Raw genomic sequence first — 18,346 nt, 5'->3', positions numbered from 1 at the left:
AAACACGTTTTTTTATCTAATTTTTTTGATCTTTTATGGTTTCGCCTATCGGGGCGAAGAACTTGCTTTCTTCGCCCGTTTAAGCTTCAAACCAATTATTAAAAATCAACCACTGGGGTTCTCTTTCGCCGCCGCTTCCACAAGGGATGCGGCTCATTTACTCAGGCCGTTTGTTTGTACTACTTTTTGTATCGTTCCGTCTTCGTTGAAGTATAATTTATCCACGCAGATCGAGCGCAGCCAGTCGTTTCCCGACAAGGAACTATTATGATAAAAGGAATACCACTGCCCTTTATATTCCACGATCGATCCATGATTGGTATAGCTGTCGGTAGGATCCATGTAAATTCCCTGGTATTTCCAGGGGCCTAACGGATTATTGCTCGTAGCATAGCGCATGCGGTTATGTTTGTCGCCCTCATCGTGATTATCTGAATATGACAGATAGTAAATTCCCTTTCTTTTATGTACCCAGGTTGCTTCGTGGAAATCTTCCAACCCTTCCATTTTTTTCATATCGCCATCGATCTCGGTCATATTATCTTTCAGCTTACCGCCTTTGCAGGTTCCGCCGCCACCATAGTAGAAATATGCCTGGCCGTCATCGTCAATAAAAACTGTAGGATCGATCATTGATTCGAGTCCTTTTATGTAGCCCTGTACTTTAAAATCACTAGCCGGTTTTTTGCTGGTAGCTACTCCGATTTTCCAGGTATCGTTCCATTTGGTATCGCTTGGATGTGGAAAATAGTAATAGTAAGTACCGTTTTTGTAAGCGCAATCCGGCGCCCACATAAAGCCACCTTCTTTTCTGCCCCAGGGAACCTGGCCTGAATTGAGTATTTCACCGTGATCTTTCCAGTGAATCATGTCGTCGGTAGAAAAAACATGGTAACGATCCATCAGGTCGCAGCCACGAGGCGGAGCAACATCATGCGATGCATAGACATATAAGCGGCCGTCGGCCCAAACATGCGCCGAAGGATCGGCTGTATACATTGATGTTATAAAAGGATTTTTTTGAGAATACGAATTCCCGGTTATCAGCAAAGCAGCCATTAAAGCGGCACAACTAAAAGTGATGCGTTTAAAAAATTTCATGTTTCTGAACTTGGTTTCTGATTGGTTTTGTTAGTGCTAATTACCGTCTGAGCATTAATGAGAGCCTAACAAAACATTAATTAATGCGCATAAAGCACTTTTTTAAAAAATCTTTTATTTTATTACCTGGAAACTTCCATTGAGCCGGATATCATCGGAAGCGCTTCCAACCATTATCTTAAATTCTCCCGGCTCGACTACCCGTTTCATTGATTTATTCCATAACGATAAATGCTCAGGCCCCAGCTTAAATCTGATTACTGACGTTTCGCCCGGCTTGAGCATAACCTTATGAAACCCTTTCAATGCCATCACGGGTGTTGTGACACTGGAAACCACGTCTCTGACGTAAACCTGCACTACCTCGGCACCGGCGACGGGACCAGTATTTTTAACATTCAAACTCACTTCGATAGTTTCATCTGCTGCAATCTTTGGTTTATCGAATGACAAGTCGCTATATTCAAACTTCGTATAGCTCAGACCATGCCCGAACGCATATAACGGCGTACTTTGCTCATCAACATAACGGTGATAGGAAGTTGGTTTATGATTGTAGTAAAATGGGACCTGGCCAAGGGATCGCGGGAAGGTCATTGGAAGTTTGCCTGAAGGATTAACATTTCCCAATAGCACGTCGGCAATTGCCAGCCCGTTTTTCTCGCCACCAAACCAGCTTTCAACAATAGCGGGAATATTTTTCGCAATCCAGTTGATTGTCAATGGCCGGCCGTTTTCAAGCACCACAACAACCGGTTTTGCTGTCGCTTTTACCGCGCGAACAAGTTCCATCTGATTTTCGTCGAGATCCAGGTGAGCACGATCTTTCCCTTCACCAACTATTGAAAGATCTTCGCCTAAAACAACGATGGCGACATCTGATGCCTTCGCCAGGTTGACTGCTTTTTGCAGTAAATCACCCTGATCTTTCTCCATCGAATAGCCGGGTTCAAAACTGATCTTTGCAGAACTGCCTGCACGTTGCTGCAAACCCTCAAGTACTGATATGGCTTTATCTTCCGTATTTGAATAGCCCCCCAGGTAGGTACTTTTAGCCAAAGGTCCCAAAACGGCGATCGATTGATTGGCCTTAAGCGGCAACACATCGTCGTTTTTGAGCAGACAAATACTCTCCTGAGCAATTTTTAGGGCCAGATCCTGGCTTTCAGACGAGTGAAACACTTTTGAAACCCGGTCATTCAGTATATAGGGATTATCAAAAAGGCCCAGTAAAAATTTGACCCGAAGCACTTCGCCAACTGTTTTATTGAGCTGGGCTTCCGACAGTTTTTTGTCTTTTATTGCCTGCTCGACCGATGTCATGAATAACTTATGATCGAAATCATAAAACTGCATATTCAGTCCGGCATTAAAAGTTTGAGCAAGAGCGTCGCTCACGCTGCTGGCTATAGCGTGGCTTTCCAGCGACATTTTTATTGCTCCTAAATCAGACAATACAAACCCATCAAAACCCCATTCTTTGCGTAACACATCGGTCAGCAACCATTTGTTATCCACACAGGGGATGCCATCAATTTCGCTGTAAGCTGCCATGATCCCTTTGGCCCCGCCTTCCTTCACAGCTCTTTCAAACACGTAGAGATAAGTAGAACGTTCCTCCCGTTCGCCGATATTTACCGGGGCAGTATTACTTCCGGCCTCGGGAATACCATGCACAGAAAAATGCTTAGGTTCTGCAACCACGGCGTCGTTGTCGCTCAGCCGTTTTCCCTGCAAACCCTTAACCATCGCCACGCCGTTCAAAGCATCGAGGTAAGGATCTTCCCCAAAAGTTTCTTCCACCCGGCCCCATCGCGGATCGTGCGGTAAACAAAGCACCGGACCTAATATCATGTTCACGCCATGAGCACGCGTTTCGGTAGCGATAACACGGCCAGCTTTATAAACCAAAGCTGTATCCCACGCGGCAGACATTTGCAATGGGATTGGAAATGACGTGCTTCCTTTACTACTGTATCCATGCAGCCCCTCTTCAATAAATAAGACGGGAATACCTAGACGGGTATTTTCCAGTGCATATTTCTGAATCTTGTTAGTGATATCGGCTGTTAGAGGATAAAGGTCATGAACCGATCCGATGCCTGTATCACCTAAAATTGCGGCGGTTTTTTTTGCTGAATATTCCTTCGTTTCGTGTCCCGTAGAATCAGCGACCTCTTTTCCCCAGAACATATCGAGCTGCAGGATTTTCTCCTTTAATGTCATTCTGGAGAGTAAATCCTTCACCCGCTCGTCGACTGAAAGTTTTGGATTTTTATATGGATAAGGAGAAGTTCTCTCTTCATTTTTAAATGCGAAAAGCAAAACACAGGAAATAGTAATGAGGCTCAGGTACCTGCCTTTAAAGAGGATCATAAATTTTGCAGAAGATGGTTTAAAGCTTGGTTAAATACTTCAGCAAATAAATTATTCCGCTTAACAAAGAATTAATGAGGCATTAATGACATTGAAAATTTAAAATCGATTTATTAAACCACTGATTTTCAGGCGTTGTTTTTTTTAAATGCATAAATAGTTCTTCTGCTATTTGCAGAAATGACCTTATAAAATGGTTCTGTAATAGTAAGGAGGAGGTATTTTATCTTAAAATAACGTGAGCGTTATAAATTAATACTCGAGCACTGCGTGGAAATCTTTCATAAAGTTTTCACCATAGATCAAGCGGTATTCCTTGTTGAAGTTTTCAAAAGTGCTTTTTGCCAGTGAATGTTTGCCGAGAAATACGAGTGCCTTACATTTTAACCTCATCGCCTCTTCATTAACCGGGTCGACATAAAAAATATGATTGGCAAGCCTAATCAGAAATTCAGGATCAGAGGCAATGGTTGTTAAACTTGCAGCTTCCAGGTAGTAGTCAATTACTTCATTTGAAACCTCAGATTTGAAAATATCCAGCCACTCGAATTCCATATTTGCAAGGAAATTACCCCGCTGTGTTATCTGAGTGAGCTGTGTGACATTTTCCTTACTGATCTTATTTTTTGAAGAAATAATATTCAAAAAGCTATGATAATCAACAAAAACTTCGCTGTAGTCAACTTCAATTTTATAGTTCCCCGAATTTTTAACAAGGTTACATTTACCGTTAAACTGGTCCAAAAGCGATTTTAGCTTGGCAATGTTCACCGATCGATTATTACGTGCACTTTGCTCCGATTTATCAAACCATAAAATTTCATTTAGCTTTTCGGAACTGACACCCCTTCCCCACTTAACCGAATAAATCAGGATAACCGCGAAGAGCTCCTTTAAAAGCGGTGTAAAGCTCCCGGTGATGTCTGTTCCATTAGCAGTGAAGAGCTGCACATCGCCAAAAAGAAATACCGAGCTTTTTACCGGCTGCGTTTCAGCTGATTCCTCGTCATTCGACTCAAATTTTACGCGATTTTCCGAATGTGTATAGGAACTTGGCTTATTTAACACTTCTAATATTTCGGCAGAAAGCGGCTTTTCAGGTATAAAATTCTTTCTAACTCGCTTCCGTTTAAAATAAAAAAACAACAGAATACCCGCTAGCAGGATTGCTGTCCCTGCTATTACCCAGCTAATGGAAATTTTATTTTCAATCGATGTAACGACAAACGGCTCGGGCGGCGCCAGTAGCGAAAATATCTTAACCTGAGTTTGGTTCTTCACTTTTAGCAAGGTGACAGCAAAAAACTTTTTCGTTTGCGCGCAGTAAAAAAAATCGACGTACGATTCCACATCATGGAAAAGAAATGGAATATTATCTCCAAGCAGTTCGTAATCAGGTGACATGAGCGAGCCCTTGATTAACTGCAGCGAGGTTTTATACTTGTTTTGAGGAAATATTAATCCGTAATAGGTTTTGTGTTTTGAATCAATAATCAGGGAATTGGCGAATACGAAATCTTCATTTTGTGTCTTTATTTCCGCTAGCTTCTTAAAAGATCTATCCTTAACTGTGAAGCGCATAATATCATATAGATTGCGCGGATTAGCTATTTGCCTGCCGGTCGCGCTGCCGTAACCACCAATGATATAAGCTGTATCGCCATTAGCAGTTGTACCGAGCCCGGCGAGATAACGTGGCGTAAAAACATCTCCTTTTACAGGGACATTTTGCCAGTATTGTTTTGTTATGTCATATTTCAGAACACTGTCTTTATAGATGAACTGGCCATAACCTCCAATCATGTAAACCGAATTGTCAGCGGCCGAATAAAACTTGTTAATGTGGCCATAATTCGTGGCATCGACCACAGTTTTATAATACTGGTTCCAATCCCGGCTTTGAAAGTTGTACGGAACAACCGTCTTCATGTCCGTATAAATACTGTAAAGCTGGCCATCACCGTATAGCGACTGAGAACCTGGTATAAATTTCTGGGTTCCTGATCTATAAGCAACAGATGTTAAAAAACGCCCGTCTCTGGCAGAGTAAATTTTCAACGAATCAGGCGAAATAAAGTAAATTTCCTCTTTTGCGGCGTTGAACGCAGTACTTACAACGCCATTTATTGTTGCTTCTTTTTCAAGAAACCATTTTTGATGACCAGCCTTTACCCAAAGCGGATTAGAGACAGATGCTTTCGACTGGTTTATTTTGTCCGTCAAAAAATTGCCGTTACTTTCTGAAAGCGGAAAATCATAAACAAGCTTACCGCCTGAACTGATACGAATATCTTTCAGCTTCATCGGCGGAACATCGGTCGTTTGATACCGTTTATAATTATTAGCACCGAATAAAAGCTTATAAGTATTACTTTTTTGTAAATGAAGTCCTGATTGTGAAAGATTGATCTTACCTGAGCTTAAAGAAATTCTATCGTGATCAACATCAAGACTGATAATTAACCTGTTCCATTCAGAAAACAGACAGGTGACAGGAATATCAAAAGAAATGTTACTTACCTTTTCGCCTACAACTAATTTAAAATGATGATTGCTAAATTGATTGTCGTACACGAGATCGATATTTTGCTGTTCATTACCGATCAAACGGAATACATAACCGAAATAATTTGAGTGATTAGGCAGAAAAGAAAGATCGAATGCAAGTTCGATCTGGCCCGCCCGGTTTAGTTTGTCCAGATCTATATCAAGTGAGGTCCGCTTATCCTGTACTACATCATAACTGTTAAAAGCAAGGCCATAAGACTGCGCATTCGAGTTTCCAGCGAACAGAAATATTAGTATAGCAGTTATAAACAACTTAAGATCAGGAAGGCGCATTATTTCAGAACTTACCCATTAAGCCTTGTACTTAATTCAGTATTAAGTTAAAATTCAGGTTTAAAATAAAATGGTTATATGCTCTAAAAATAAACAAAAAAACCAATATCGCAGATAACACTGAAGTCTGCTTTTTTTGCTTTCAATATTGGTATCGACGCTCTCTTTGTTTAATGAAGATTGTCTGCAGGCAACTTTGCAGCTGCCGCCCACTACCATTGTTCCTCGATGATACGAAAACCCCAGGCGGGCAAGGTTAATTTACTTTGAGCGCTTATGGCTCCTCCTGAGATCAGTTCGATTCCCTTTTGATACGTATAATTTATTGTCCTTGGCTCAGCTGAATAGTTGAAGTAGTAATGAACTGCCTTTCCCTGCTGGTTGATTCCGGATTTAACAATCAACGGAAACCTTAGACTTTGATCTTTTCCCCATAGTCCCGCGCTCTTAATTGCTGTTTCCAGTATCTTTTCTGTTATAGCCGTACTGGTACCGCATCCAATATAAATTGCCACGCCCTTGCCGTAATTATTTCGGGTAACGGCCGCGTACTTTCCCCAAGCCGGATGATCGTAATATGCCAGTACTTTAGCCGTTGTGGGCTCAATCAGTTCCATCCATTTTTCGGTATAATTATCCGCTTTACCAACCAGGAAAGGATCATTCTTGAGCCCGATCTTCCCCGGATCAGTAAACTCACTGTAGCGAATACCACAGGCTTCGCCGATAATGCCTGGCTGAATAGTTGTTCTTACTTTGTTGTGCTCATCTGAAAACCCGCTCTTGAAAGTATAAACGATATGGCCACCATTTTTCACAAAGCGATTTAAGCGCTGCAACAGGCTGTCGGGTGCAGCATACAATGCTGGCACAATAGCGAGTTTATATTTTTCAATCTCCTTACTGGAAGGATCGACGAAATCGACGCCGACGTTCATATTATAAAGCAAATCATACATCGGCCGCAGAACATTGTTGTAAGTACCTGGTCCGAACGAGTTGTAAGCGGTAAGTGCTTCGTTACTGAAGAGTATCGCTACCTGGTTTTGCTTCTTCAAATTCGCCAGATGCGGACTAAGTTTCTGGAAATCAGCTCCAATAGTTTTGGCCTCCTGGTAAGTAGGATTTGGCTGAAAATCATGGCTCAACAAACCTTTCCAATAAGTCTCCGCCGAGTTGTGTATTGAATGCCAGTGCCAGTATGAAACCATGTCGGCCCCCGATGCCAGATGACTGAATGCCTGCAACCTTAACTGTCCCGGATAAGGAACCCATTGCGGAAACCCCTGTGCCTCCGTTTCAATCACCAGGTAGTTTTGTCCGCCCTTCATAGATCTGGCCATATCACCGCCGAAAGAAATTTCTGCACCTGTAAGTTTATCCTGTGATGGGTGATAAATATCCACTCCTGCGATATCAAGGACCTTGGCAGCTGCAAAATGATCCACCTCCGGCTGTATTCCGTAAGAGTACCCTTTCCAGTCGAAGTCGAAATTTTGTGTCACAAACTGCTCCGGCTTTTTATATTCTCTCACAATTTTGGCCTGCCAGCCAAGATATTCTGTTACCAGCGAGCGTTGAAATTTGGCAAACTCTGCATTCAAACTAGCATTTATACTTCCGTTGACTGATGGGAAATCATTCCAGTTATTGATCCGGTTACTCCAGTAATCCAGGCCGAATATTTTATTCAGGCTATCCAGCGAAGGATATCGCTCTTTCATATAAGCGACAAACTGCGATTGTACATTTGGTCCGCTTGTACCATATGACTTAGTTTCATTGTCGATTTGATAACCGATTATCGCCGGATGATTTTTAACGTGCTCCAGCATTTTGCGGATTGCCCTTTCCGCATATTCGCGGAAATGAATGTTTGAGATATCCATATTCTGACGAGGCCCATATTGGTTTGGGCCTTTCGGCGTAATGGCCAACACATCAGGATACTTTTTTACCAGCCAGGTCGGCACGGCATAAGTAGGTGTGCCGATAATTACGCTTATACCCGCTTTGTTCATCGCGTTAAGCACTCTGTCTATATGACTGAAATCAAAAACACCGTCCTGGGGCTCCATGGTACTCCAAGTGGATTCGGCGATGCGCACGACATTGATACCCGCTTCTTTCATCATTGAAACGTCACTATCGAGCCGGTCATATGGCATATACTCATCGTAATAAGCAACACCAAAAAGCAGTTTATCTTTTTTTATTTGCGCAAAACTTGTCCCGTTAACAGCAATAGCTGAAAGAAGGACAAGGATTAGAATGCGTAAGTTTATTTGGATCATTGTTATTAGTTTCTGCTCACTAAGCTAGGTAACAGAACTGCGAGGACCAAACGAGTTTTTGAAATCACTAACAGGAAGTCGGGTAAAAAAAGAAGCCGCTCATTAAGGCGGCCTCTTCTGTCAGGCAATTTTCCTGATTGTATCTGCCTTTTTGGCTATTTCGAGTATAACTGACTTTATTGAAAATGTTATTAACGGGATTTCTCAATTCTAACCACTGCATTTTTCATTGGTGTCAACGTTTTCAAATACACGTAAATAGCTTGCAAATCAGAGGCTTTCATACCCCCATACATTTTCCAGGGCATCGGTGTGTTTACATCCGAAAGTTTCAGTCTAGTGGGATGATAATTGCTGTCGGCGTAAGCCCTAAACCTGCTTACGAAATTTTCGGCCGACCAACCGCCTATTCCGGTACCTTTATCAAACGTAATATTGGGGGAGCGCATAACGCCTCCGGGCTGTTTGAATTCCATCCCTCCGCCAAATTCTGTTCCCGGGATAATGTTACCCTTATCCGTTTTACTATGACAATCGACACAACCGGCTGCGTTAACCAGGTAACCACCATAACTAACAGTATCAAATTCACTTGGAATTTTTTGAAAATCGGCTTTTTGGGGAAAGGTATTTATCAGCACGCTTACCGGAAAATCGGCTTTTGACACTGGCACATTATTACTTACAGGCTGCAGGGTACGGATGTAGGCAATGATACTGTAAACGTCTTCCTGATCCATGCGGCCAAAGCGGTGGTATCCCATCACCGGAAACAAAGCTTTTCCATTTTTACTCACGCCAGTTGTTATTGCGCGCAACACTTCTCCGTCAGTCCACTTTCCCAGCGCGAAAGGTGTGATGTTGGAAGCGTAAAAATTGCCGGGAAACCCTTTAAGCGCATCGAACACTTCGCCGCCGCCACCAAAATTGCCTTCTTTCATGGGGCCGCCATATAAGCTCCAGTCGCGGCTGCTATGGCAATCCATACAAACTGTTACATGATTCGCCAGATATTTACCACGTTCAATCCTTTGACTAGTGGCTTCAATCGTTACATCAGCCGGTTTGCCGGTATTGGGCAGCGCATAATAGACATATCCGCCTGCCGCGAAAGCCAGTAATACTACAAAGGCTAAAACACAAGCCAGTACTTTTAAAATTTTCATTTGTGAATTATTTATATTGATTAGTTCGTTGCGCCAGGATATGCTGATTATCAGCCCACTGAATTAATATTTTCCCTCTTTGCGGATTTTGCCGGCCAAAAAACAACAAAATCCCATCCAAAAAACAACCAGCATGATATTGCCAGATATATAGCCGTACCCGTAACTGTTAAGGCTGTCATTATAGCGGCATACATTGACCACTTCGCGAACGCTGATAAGTGATAAAATAAGGGCAAGTGATATTAGTAGTTTCTTAAACCGCATAATTAAAATTGACTGATCGCGTATGACTAAGTAAATAATCATACGCGAATGTGAGAAAGCGTTACTACTTGGTAACTGTGGTAGTTGTAGGGGTGTAAATTCCTAGTGTCAAAGCAGCAACTAATCCGTTAACGAACGAGTGCTGAACATTGATAGTGTAATCTTTGGCATCACCTATCAGCTCCTTTGAATCTGACACACCAACGGGAGCCAGTCCGTACACGACATAATGGTTCCACTTTTTCACAGCCTGATTGGTTTGAGGCCCTTTTCCTACAACAGCGGTGTAAGAATAGCAGGATGTTAAGAGCATGGCAGCTGCTAACATCGATAAGGTAATTTGAGTTGCTTTTTTAATCATTTTAGCGTTAATAATTTTGATCAAAGCTATCCACGGCATTTACGATGTTAAAGCCATAGCGACAGAGGGATGTATTTCGTCGACAAACCGTTAAAACGAGAGTGAAAACCGTAGCGTTAAGAAGTCTGCCATTCCTGGTTTAAAATCGCCGCACGAAATAGGAAATTCTTATTATCGACGAACTGCAAAAAAACCCCAATCAACAGCAAATTAGGTTTATTAATCGCGTTAAGCGTCAATAACAACGTGCTTAATTACAGCAGCATGCTGTATGTCGTGCTGGCATTAATTAAAAAAACGCAGCCATTAACCTTGCAGAAAAATTAAGGAAATGAATGTGTTTAAGATCAACAACAAACAAAGACATCAACGAAGGCTATTCTACGCGGGCCTATTTGCCGCGCTTTTACTTAGCATAGCGTCATGTAAAAAAACCGATGATTCTCCCGGCGACAATGGTGGAAACGGCGACGACGCCGAAGCAAGTTTTATTCCGGAGTCCGGGCGCAAATACCAGTATGCTGTCGAGATGGAAGATGGCAGCAAGGGAACGGAAACAAGATGGATAACCGGGGCAAAAGACTCAGCCGGCCTGCGCGTTTACAATCTTCGCACACACCTGGTTTATGATGACGAACAAATGGATTTCAATAACGGCATGTATACGGCCGACGGGAAAACATTTACACGGCTCGTTTTACCTGAAAAATGGAATGAAGTGATCGACATTTTCAAAGCAATGGAGGGCGTTACCGTTTTGGAAGCGGCACCCATAGGCTTCCCGGTAAGCCAGGTAATGGAAAATGCTGTAAAACAAGGCAGCAAGCTAACTTTTGCCGGGCCCGAAACGCAGGGCATGTACTTAAAGTATGAATTGAAAAGCTCGGACACAGATGTAGACCTGTATGAAATGACTCAGTCAATTAAGCAACATCCGGGAACGGTTACAAAGGTGGAAACCATCACAGTTCCGGCGGGAACGTTTACCTGCAGCAAGTTTGAAAGCGGCAATGACATTTCCTCATCAACAAAGATCAACGGAAACAACGTGGGTGGCTTCGACATTCACGAGAGTTTGGAAGTTTGGGTAGCGCACGGAGTTGGCGTGGTTAAATCAATCAGCTCAACCAGCACCGGCATGTCTACAACGGTACTCCAAAAAATAGAATAAATACCCCTTCTCTAAACGCCTGCTCAGGCGAGTGTGCTCAATGCAATTTAGTTAATTGTGATTCAGCGGGGGGACGTTTGTTCCCCCGCTTTCCCCCGAACATTAAAATTATGGCATATAAGAATAAGATTATCACCAATGCTAAAACCGGGCAGGTTATTCAATATATAAACAGTTCGTCCGACACTTCAGGTGAAATGCTGGAAATGGAGGCTACATATCCGCCGTTTTCGAGGGAGCCGCCCTCGCATTACCATCCGTCCCAGGAAGAATTTTTTACGGTTCTTTCGGGTGAGCTGACTGTTCGGATTGATCATCATATTCAGAAATATCAGCCGGGCAGTTTGATACATATTTTGCCCGGTAAAACGCATTCAATGTGGAACAACTCGAACAAACCTGCAGTCGTCAACTGGAAGGTTTACCCGGCACTGGACACGGAATATTTTCTGGAGACTGCAACCGGCCTTGCGAATGATGACCGTACCGACGATGACGGTGTTCCGCCATTGCTGCAGCTATTTTATTTGTTAAAAACATATAATAAATCGTTCAGGCTTGCAAAACCATCGTTGGTTGTCCAACGCATCCTTTTCACCATCGCATCGCCGCTATTCATCCTGGCGGGATATAAAAAGAGGATGCGCAAATACCTCAATTAAATTCTAATACAAATTTTATACAATGAAACACTTAAAACTACTTGCTCTAATTCTAATCACTGTTGTTTCAGGGACTTCCTGCAAAAAGCATCAAAACACAAAAAAAGCAGTTTATCAGCTGGCCGACAGTTCCGTTGCAGGCTGGAAAGGCTTTTTGAAAACAGGATATTTTAATGAAGGAACGATAAAGGTTTCGGGCAGCGATATAGAAACTGATGAAAGAGGGCATATCCGGTCGGGCAGCTTTCGCATGCCCCTAAGCTCTTTACAAAATAACAATCTGCCTACCGACGAGCTGAAACATATGCTGATCCATCATTTACAATCCGCGGATTTTTTCAATATGGCGCTGCATCCCGAGATATCTTTCGTTATTACCTCAGCCAGCTTTGTAACCTCTGCACCAACACAAGACCAATATGTGATAAACGGTAATCTGACTATCCTTGGCAAAACAAAACCGGTTACATTTCCGGCTAAAATAAATTTGGCTGATAACAAGATCACGATAGAGGCGCAGTTCGAAATTAACCGGCTGGATTGGGGGATTACTTATGCTTCAGACGATACGCTTCCCGATGATCAGTTTATTAATCCTAAAATTGCTATAAGCTTAAACCTGAACGGGATTAAAAGCATGCAATTTTAAAATATGGGCAACTGCCGGATGTCTCCTGCTAATAAACCATTTTAAAGCGGCGATGGCATTCGGCTTTATAATTTCTTCCGATAGGCAGTTCTTTACCACCGATCTCCACAGAATAAGAATGATAGCTATCCACTTTATCCATTGAAACGATGAACGAACGATGGATCCGTACGAATTTTTCTTCCGGCAGCAGCTCTTCCAATAAGCTGATCTTCTGCTTTGAAATAAGCACTTTGTCTTTCAAAACCACTTTAATATAGTCTTTCAGACTTTCCATCCAGTAGATATCATTGACATTTACCTTTACCATTTTACGCTCCACCTTTAAGTAAAGAAACACATCCTTATTGGAGAGTGCCGGTTTTTCCTCGATACTTATCTGTTTGTTTGCTACACTGAATGTGGCAAATACTTTGTCCATTGCTTTTAAAAAGCGATCGAAAGCGATAGGCTTCATCAGGTAATCCAGGGCATTCAAATCGAACCCCTCAACCGCGTAATCGTGATAAGCAGTTGTAAAGATTACCTTTGGCGGATGCTTCAGGCTTCGCATCAAATCGGTGCCCGATAAGCCAGGCATTTTGATGTCTAAAAACATCAGGTCGACACGCGTTTGCTGCAATACCTGGAATGCCTGTATCGCATTGCTACATTTTGTGACGATTTCAAGTTCACTGAAATTCTGGAGGTAGTTTTCGATCACTTCCAGCGCGTGTGGTTCGTCGTCAACCAATAACGTTTTGATTTTCATATTAAACAGCGATACGTTTATTAAGATCGAGTTCTAAAATTGCTACAAACATCTCATCAGCCCGAAAAACGCGAAATCCATGCGATTGGGGATACAAAATATCAAGCCTTTTTTTAAGATTTAACAGCCCGATCTTTCCCTTTGTATTAGCCGGTTCTGTCAACTGTTCGGGCAGGCTGTTCGATATCTTAAATTTAAGCTGGTTGTTTTTAACATACAAATCCATATTTATCCAGGCTTCCTCCAGCTCTTCACTGGCGCCATGCTTAAAGGCATTTTCCACTAGGGGCATCAGCAGCAGCGGAGCGATCTGGTTGTTACGTAAATCGCCCGTTATGCTGAACGTTATATCAATGCGATCCTCATACCTTATCTTTTCAAGTGCGATATAACTCTCCAGGATTTGTACATCTTTAGACAGCGCGATAGTTTCTGAGTTACATTCATACAGCATATACCGCAAAATCTCCGATAAACCTAGCACAACCCCCGGCGATTGCGGCGATTGCTGCAGCGTGAGCGAATAAAGATTGTTAAGCGTGTTGAACAAAAAATGCGGATGGACCTGCGATTTTAAGAAATTTAGTTCCGCTTCCATTGCGGCCTGCCTTCTCTCGAACCACATTTTGATAAACTTAAAAGCGAGCGCCACCCAAACTACCAGGTTACTTTGTTCGATGCAATTAACAATATAAGTCGGGTTTAAAAATTGCTGCCAGAAATCCCCGTCTAATTTGTGCCATACAAAATCATTTTTTATCTTTTTTATCGCCCTGTAAATTATCGGATCAGCGAAAAATATTTCTCCGAGCCGGAACAGCACCGCCGAAACTGTGATCATGAGAACCAGGAACACGACAAACTGTACATATTTCTTTTTGTACAAATATCTTGGGGTGGCGAAATAAGCAATTGTATAGAAACTGAACATGTGGATGGGCAGGAACATCAGGATGATGAGTGCGGCCAGCCCATATCCCGGAATGCCAATTGCATAAACCAGCGTCATCAAAAGCCATACGATCAGCCAAAAAAGCACATGATAAATAATTCGCTGATTTTTACTCCGATAGCCGGTTAAGCTTAGTTGCATTTCCAAAAATAAGAAAGGAACGCCGATAGATACTCATTCCGGCAGTAACATCGACAGACGGTATTTTTCCGTCGATTAACGGCATGCAAAAACATCTGTGATACACTACTTACCGTTTGTATTTGCTCATTTTAAGTCCGTCTTCAATCCCATGGCATATATAATGGCAACTTTTCCCAAGACGCTAATTATCCCAGTTTTAAGATAAGACATAATGCCATGAATCTAATAAAAAGCCCCCAGATGATAGTTGTTCGGGGATCGCTCAGTAAACTTGATTTTCTGCTCGATCTAGGACTCTCTATTTCGGATGAAAAACCTGCCTCCATGAATGGTGCGATCGCGCTGGTTTCGTTCGATCGTAAATCACAGATAATCCTGAAAAAGAACCAACAACCGAATCCGGATTCCGGACTTGTTTTGCGAACGAATGATTGCCTTGAAACCTATTTCCTGCTGCGCCGAAGAAATGTGAAGTTTATTTCGGAACCATATTATACTGCGAGGGGTCTGGCAGCGAGGTTTATCGACCAGCAGGGCGATGTCTATTGGCTGCTTGAGGAACGGAACTACGCAGAAAATTAATCGGCATGTACTTTTTTAAAGAACTTAGCAATAACAATAAGCTGATAATCGGCAGCACGCGTATAAATGGTAATTACCAACATAAAACAGATTATCAACTGAAAATTACACTCACCGGAAAGGAAGACTGCCTGCTGAATAAAAGGAAGCTAAGTATTCACTCCGGCAGTTTCCTGGCGGTAAATCAGGGAAGCGAATTTCAAAACCTGGGTGCTGCCGTTTATCCAACTTATACATTCTCTATTTGCTACTCAGAAAGCTTTCTGAGCGATTTTTACCGGTCGTCAGTTAGCGGAGACGACAGACTGTTGGATGAGCCGTTTAATGATTTTCAAACTCCTCAATTTGTTGAATCGCTTTACCCGCTCAAGGGCGACTTATGGTATACGGTAATGCATCTGAAGAATAAGATCGTCAACGGATCGCCGGATGAGCTGCTGATAAACGATTATCTGCATCACTGCCTTATCAATCAACACAAAATATGCAATAAAGAGATTTTCAAATGCCGGCAAGGATTAACATGCGTTAAACGGCAAACCCGGGATGAAATATTCAAACGTTTAATGCTCGCCAAGGAGTTTATGCGGACCAACTATAACAAGCAACTTTCGGTTGAAGAAATCGCCCGAAACTCCTGCCTGTCTGTTAATCATTTTTTACGGACTTTTAAGGAAGCCTATCAGCTGTCGCCACACCAGTTTCTAACCCAGGTACGGCTGGACCAGGCGAAGTATTTTTTACGTCAAACCAAACTTCCTATTTCAGAAATTGTCGCTGAGATTGGCTTCGAATGCAGCAGTGCATTCATCCGTTTGTTTAAAAGCCGGTTTGCTGTAACACCCCTTAAATACAGGATGGCCCGCTTGTATGCCGCCCTTTGAATTTGTTAATTGGTGATCACCGCACATTTATTCACCGGGAAGCAACGTAAATTTGATTCATCAGCAGTAAACTTCATACGCTAATTCTGTTGTTAATGATTAAAAAGGAATAGCAAGTACCGCGAGGGTTACTTGCTATTTTTTTTTATAGTGCTGGCAGATCCCTTACAAGCTGATCTTCATAATAACCATAAACAGCTCATCCTCGTCAATAATTCTCAATTGATGCCGCCCGCGGTAAAGAATTTTCAGCCGTCGCTTGATGTTCAATAAACCGATATTGCCAAAACGCGATTGTTTCTCTTTAAATTCAGCTTCCGCCAGTTTGTTGTTAGAGATCTTAAAAATGAGTTTGCTCTGTTTTAATTGCGTTTCAATTTTTATCCAGCCGTTATCAACCAGTTTACTGATGCCATGTTTAAACGCGTTTTCAACCAGCGGCAGAATAAGCAGGGGTGTAATTTGCTGACTTTCCAGGTCGCCGTTAATATCCATGTTCACTTCCAGGCGATTGTGATACCTGATCTTTTCCAGTGAAATATATTGTTCGATAATATCAATTTCCTTTTGCAGGCTTACTTTCGGCGCGTTACACTCATAGAGCATATAACGCAGAATTTTACTTAAGCCCATGATCACCGCTGGCGATTCATCCGATTTACTGAGACTTAAGGCATACAGGTTATTCAGGGTATTAAACAAAAAATGCGGATGTATCTGGGCTTTCAGCAAACTGAGCTGAACAACCTGGTTTTTATTTTTATAGATCAGGAAGATGATCACTGAAATACTCAGTAGCAATACAATGATCATAATTGAAACCAGGATATATTGATCTTTCTTTTGAATTTCCAGGTTCTTGTTACTTATCAGGAGTTTCTGCTGGGCAATCGCTTTTTCCTTGACATTGGTTTGATACCGGATCTCCGCTTCGTGTATTGCCTTTTGCGTATTTGCACTGATGATCGAATCGTTGAGGTCATTATATTTTTTCCATAGTGCAAGTCCCTTTTCCGGGTCATTTAACTTTTCGTGTATTTCGGCAGCCAAACGGTACAGGTTTTTCAGATCGATCTTAGGCATATACATTTTAGCCTGTTCAAACATCCTGTCAAGATGTGCTTTTGCCAGCCGGTAGTTGCCGAGATGATAATAAGCTGAAGCGAATCCGTTATGAATATACATTTTGTAGTCTTCGTCCGGATTTTTCTGAAGTACTTTTTCAGCTTCAGCAAACTGAGCAAGAGCCTTTGGATATTCTTTTTTGCGGATATAGGTTTCACCCAGGTTAACGCTGGCATCCATAACCAGGTCGTAGTAGCCTTTTCGTTTGGCAATGTCGAGCTGAAGTTGCTGGTAGCTGATAGCCCGGTCATAACGTCCGCTGATAACTTCGCTTAACGCGAGATTGGTTAAACTGCGCGCCAATTGCATGGTATCCTTTAGCTTTCTGGCCAGCTCGTAACTTTTGCTGGCGTAAAACAGGCTATTTTTTTGATCGTTCAGATCCAGGAAAATAGTTGCGAGGTTATTATAAAACTTCCGCTGATTAAGCAGGTCGTGCGTCTGTTCGGAAATTTTCAAAGCCTGGATTAAACATTTCGAAGCAGTTTCCAGCTGCCCCAGCGAGCCATATTGGATGGCCATATTATTATAAGCATTGGCGGCACTTTTCAAATCGTTTACCTGCCTGCTCACTTTCAATTGTTCCTTACTAACATCCAGCGCTTCCTGGTATCGTAGCCGGTCAAATAAGAAATTCGCGTAGTAGGCAAAGTACTTTATCTGTGACTTTGGCGACTTGATTCCGGCGGCGAGTTTCCCTGCCTTACGGATATAATATTCTGCCGAATCAGTTTCCCCGATACCGGTTTTTTTTCCGGCAATTCCCAAAAGCCGTGTTACCTGCGCTGTGTCCGATAGCCAACGGGGGCTTTGCGTTTCGGCGCGAACAACAGTAACACAGCAGCCCGACACGATCGCCAGGCAAAAAATACAGCGTATAAACAGGCTCATGACAAGTTAAGGGCTAACAATGATTCAGTTAACAAATATAACCGGCAGCTCTTTTCGCACCTTATTCATCGACATAAGGCATTTTTTTGCAGACTAACGACATCTACAGCCAAAATCTAACTAACTGAC

At 42.4% G+C, this 18,346-nt stretch carries 14 protein-coding genes; 5 read left to right on the top strand and 9 right to left on the bottom strand.

Features of this window, described 5'->3' with window-relative positions; all coding sequences use genetic code 11:
• Positions 1-153: 153 nt before the first annotated feature.
• From GS399_RS18185 to GS399_RS18160, 6 genes are all read right to left on the bottom strand, one after another.
• Complete coding sequence (locus GS399_RS18185; protein ID WP_160846089.1) at positions 154-1,101, bottom strand: family 43 glycosylhydrolase; 948 nt, start codon at positions 1,099-1,101, stop codon at positions 154-156.
• Between the two features lie 114 nt (positions 1,102-1,215).
• Complete coding sequence (locus GS399_RS18180; RefSeq protein ID WP_160846088.1) at positions 1,216-3,477, bottom strand: glycoside hydrolase family 3 N-terminal domain-containing protein; 2,262 nt, start codon at positions 3,475-3,477, stop codon at positions 1,216-1,218.
• 252 nt (positions 3,478-3,729) lie between these two features.
• Positions 3,730-6,318 carry an AfsR/SARP family transcriptional regulator gene (locus tag GS399_RS18175; RefSeq protein WP_160846087.1) on the bottom strand — a complete coding sequence of 863 codons (2,589 nt, stop codon included), beginning with the start codon at positions 6,316-6,318 and terminating at the stop codon, positions 3,730-3,732.
• Positions 6,319-6,530: 212 nt separating this feature from the next.
• Complete coding sequence (locus GS399_RS18170; protein ID WP_202409507.1) at positions 6,531-8,612, bottom strand: beta-galactosidase; 2,082 nt, start codon at positions 8,610-8,612, stop codon at positions 6,531-6,533.
• A gap of 191 nt (positions 8,613-8,803) precedes the next feature.
• Positions 8,804-9,778 (bottom strand): c-type cytochrome, encoded by a 975-nt coding sequence (locus GS399_RS18165; protein WP_160846086.1) that lies wholly within the window; start codon positions 9,776-9,778, stop codon positions 8,804-8,806.
• Between the two features lie 331 nt (positions 9,779-10,109).
• Positions 10,110-10,406 (bottom strand): Bor family protein, encoded by a 297-nt coding sequence (locus tag GS399_RS18160; protein ID WP_160846085.1) that lies wholly within the window; start codon positions 10,404-10,406, stop codon positions 10,110-10,112.
• Between the two features lie 331 nt (positions 10,407-10,737).
• On the opposite strand from GS399_RS18160, the gene GS399_RS18155 reads away from it, so the two are divergent.
• From GS399_RS18155 to GS399_RS18145, 3 genes are all read left to right on the top strand, one after another.
• Positions 10,738-11,577 (top strand): TapB family protein, encoded by an 840-nt coding sequence (locus GS399_RS18155; RefSeq protein WP_160846084.1) that lies wholly within the window; start codon positions 10,738-10,740, stop codon positions 11,575-11,577.
• Between the two features lie 110 nt (positions 11,578-11,687).
• Positions 11,688-12,239, top strand: coding sequence for a cupin domain-containing protein (locus tag GS399_RS18150; RefSeq protein ID WP_160846083.1), 552 nt, complete (start codon positions 11,688-11,690; stop codon positions 12,237-12,239).
• A gap of 22 nt (positions 12,240-12,261) precedes the next feature.
• A complete protein-coding gene (locus GS399_RS18145; RefSeq protein WP_160846082.1) occupies positions 12,262-12,888 on the top strand; it encodes a YceI family protein in 627 nt (208 codons plus the stop codon).
• Between the two features lie 28 nt (positions 12,889-12,916).
• Here the strand turns inward: GS399_RS18145 and GS399_RS18140 are convergent, their stop codons facing one another.
• Positions 12,917-13,639 (bottom strand): LytR/AlgR family response regulator transcription factor, encoded by a 723-nt coding sequence (locus GS399_RS18140; protein WP_160846081.1) that lies wholly within the window; start codon positions 13,637-13,639, stop codon positions 12,917-12,919.
• 1 nt (position 13,640) lies between these two features.
• Complete coding sequence (locus tag GS399_RS18135) at positions 13,641-14,732, bottom strand: sensor histidine kinase (RefSeq protein WP_160846080.1); 1,092 nt, start codon at positions 14,730-14,732, stop codon at positions 13,641-13,643.
• A gap of 219 nt (positions 14,733-14,951) precedes the next feature.
• Between GS399_RS18135 and GS399_RS18130 the strand changes: the two genes are divergently transcribed.
• The gene (locus GS399_RS18130; RefSeq protein WP_160846079.1) at positions 14,952-15,317 is read left to right on the top strand and encodes a hypothetical protein; all 366 of its coding nucleotides are present in this window, start codon (positions 14,952-14,954) and stop codon (positions 15,315-15,317) included.
• Between the two features lie 5 nt (positions 15,318-15,322).
• Positions 15,323-16,201, top strand: a complete 879-nt coding sequence (locus GS399_RS18125) for a helix-turn-helix domain-containing protein (RefSeq protein WP_160846078.1) — start codon at positions 15,323-15,325, stop codon at positions 16,199-16,201.
• A 165-nt stretch (positions 16,202-16,366) separates the two neighbouring features.
• Here the strand turns inward: GS399_RS18125 and GS399_RS18120 are convergent, their stop codons facing one another.
• A complete protein-coding gene (locus tag GS399_RS18120; RefSeq protein WP_160846077.1) occupies positions 16,367-18,217 on the bottom strand; it encodes a tetratricopeptide repeat-containing sensor histidine kinase in 1,851 nt (616 codons plus the stop codon).
• Positions 18,218-18,346: the final 129 nt, after the last annotated feature.

The organism is Hufsiella arboris, assembly GCF_009834875.1.
Taxonomy (GTDB): domain Bacteria; phylum Bacteroidota; class Bacteroidia; order Sphingobacteriales; family Sphingobacteriaceae; genus Hufsiella_A; species Hufsiella_A arboris.
The sequence above is the reverse complement of the archived record's forward strand: the minus strand, read 5'-3'. Positions and strand labels throughout refer to the sequence as shown.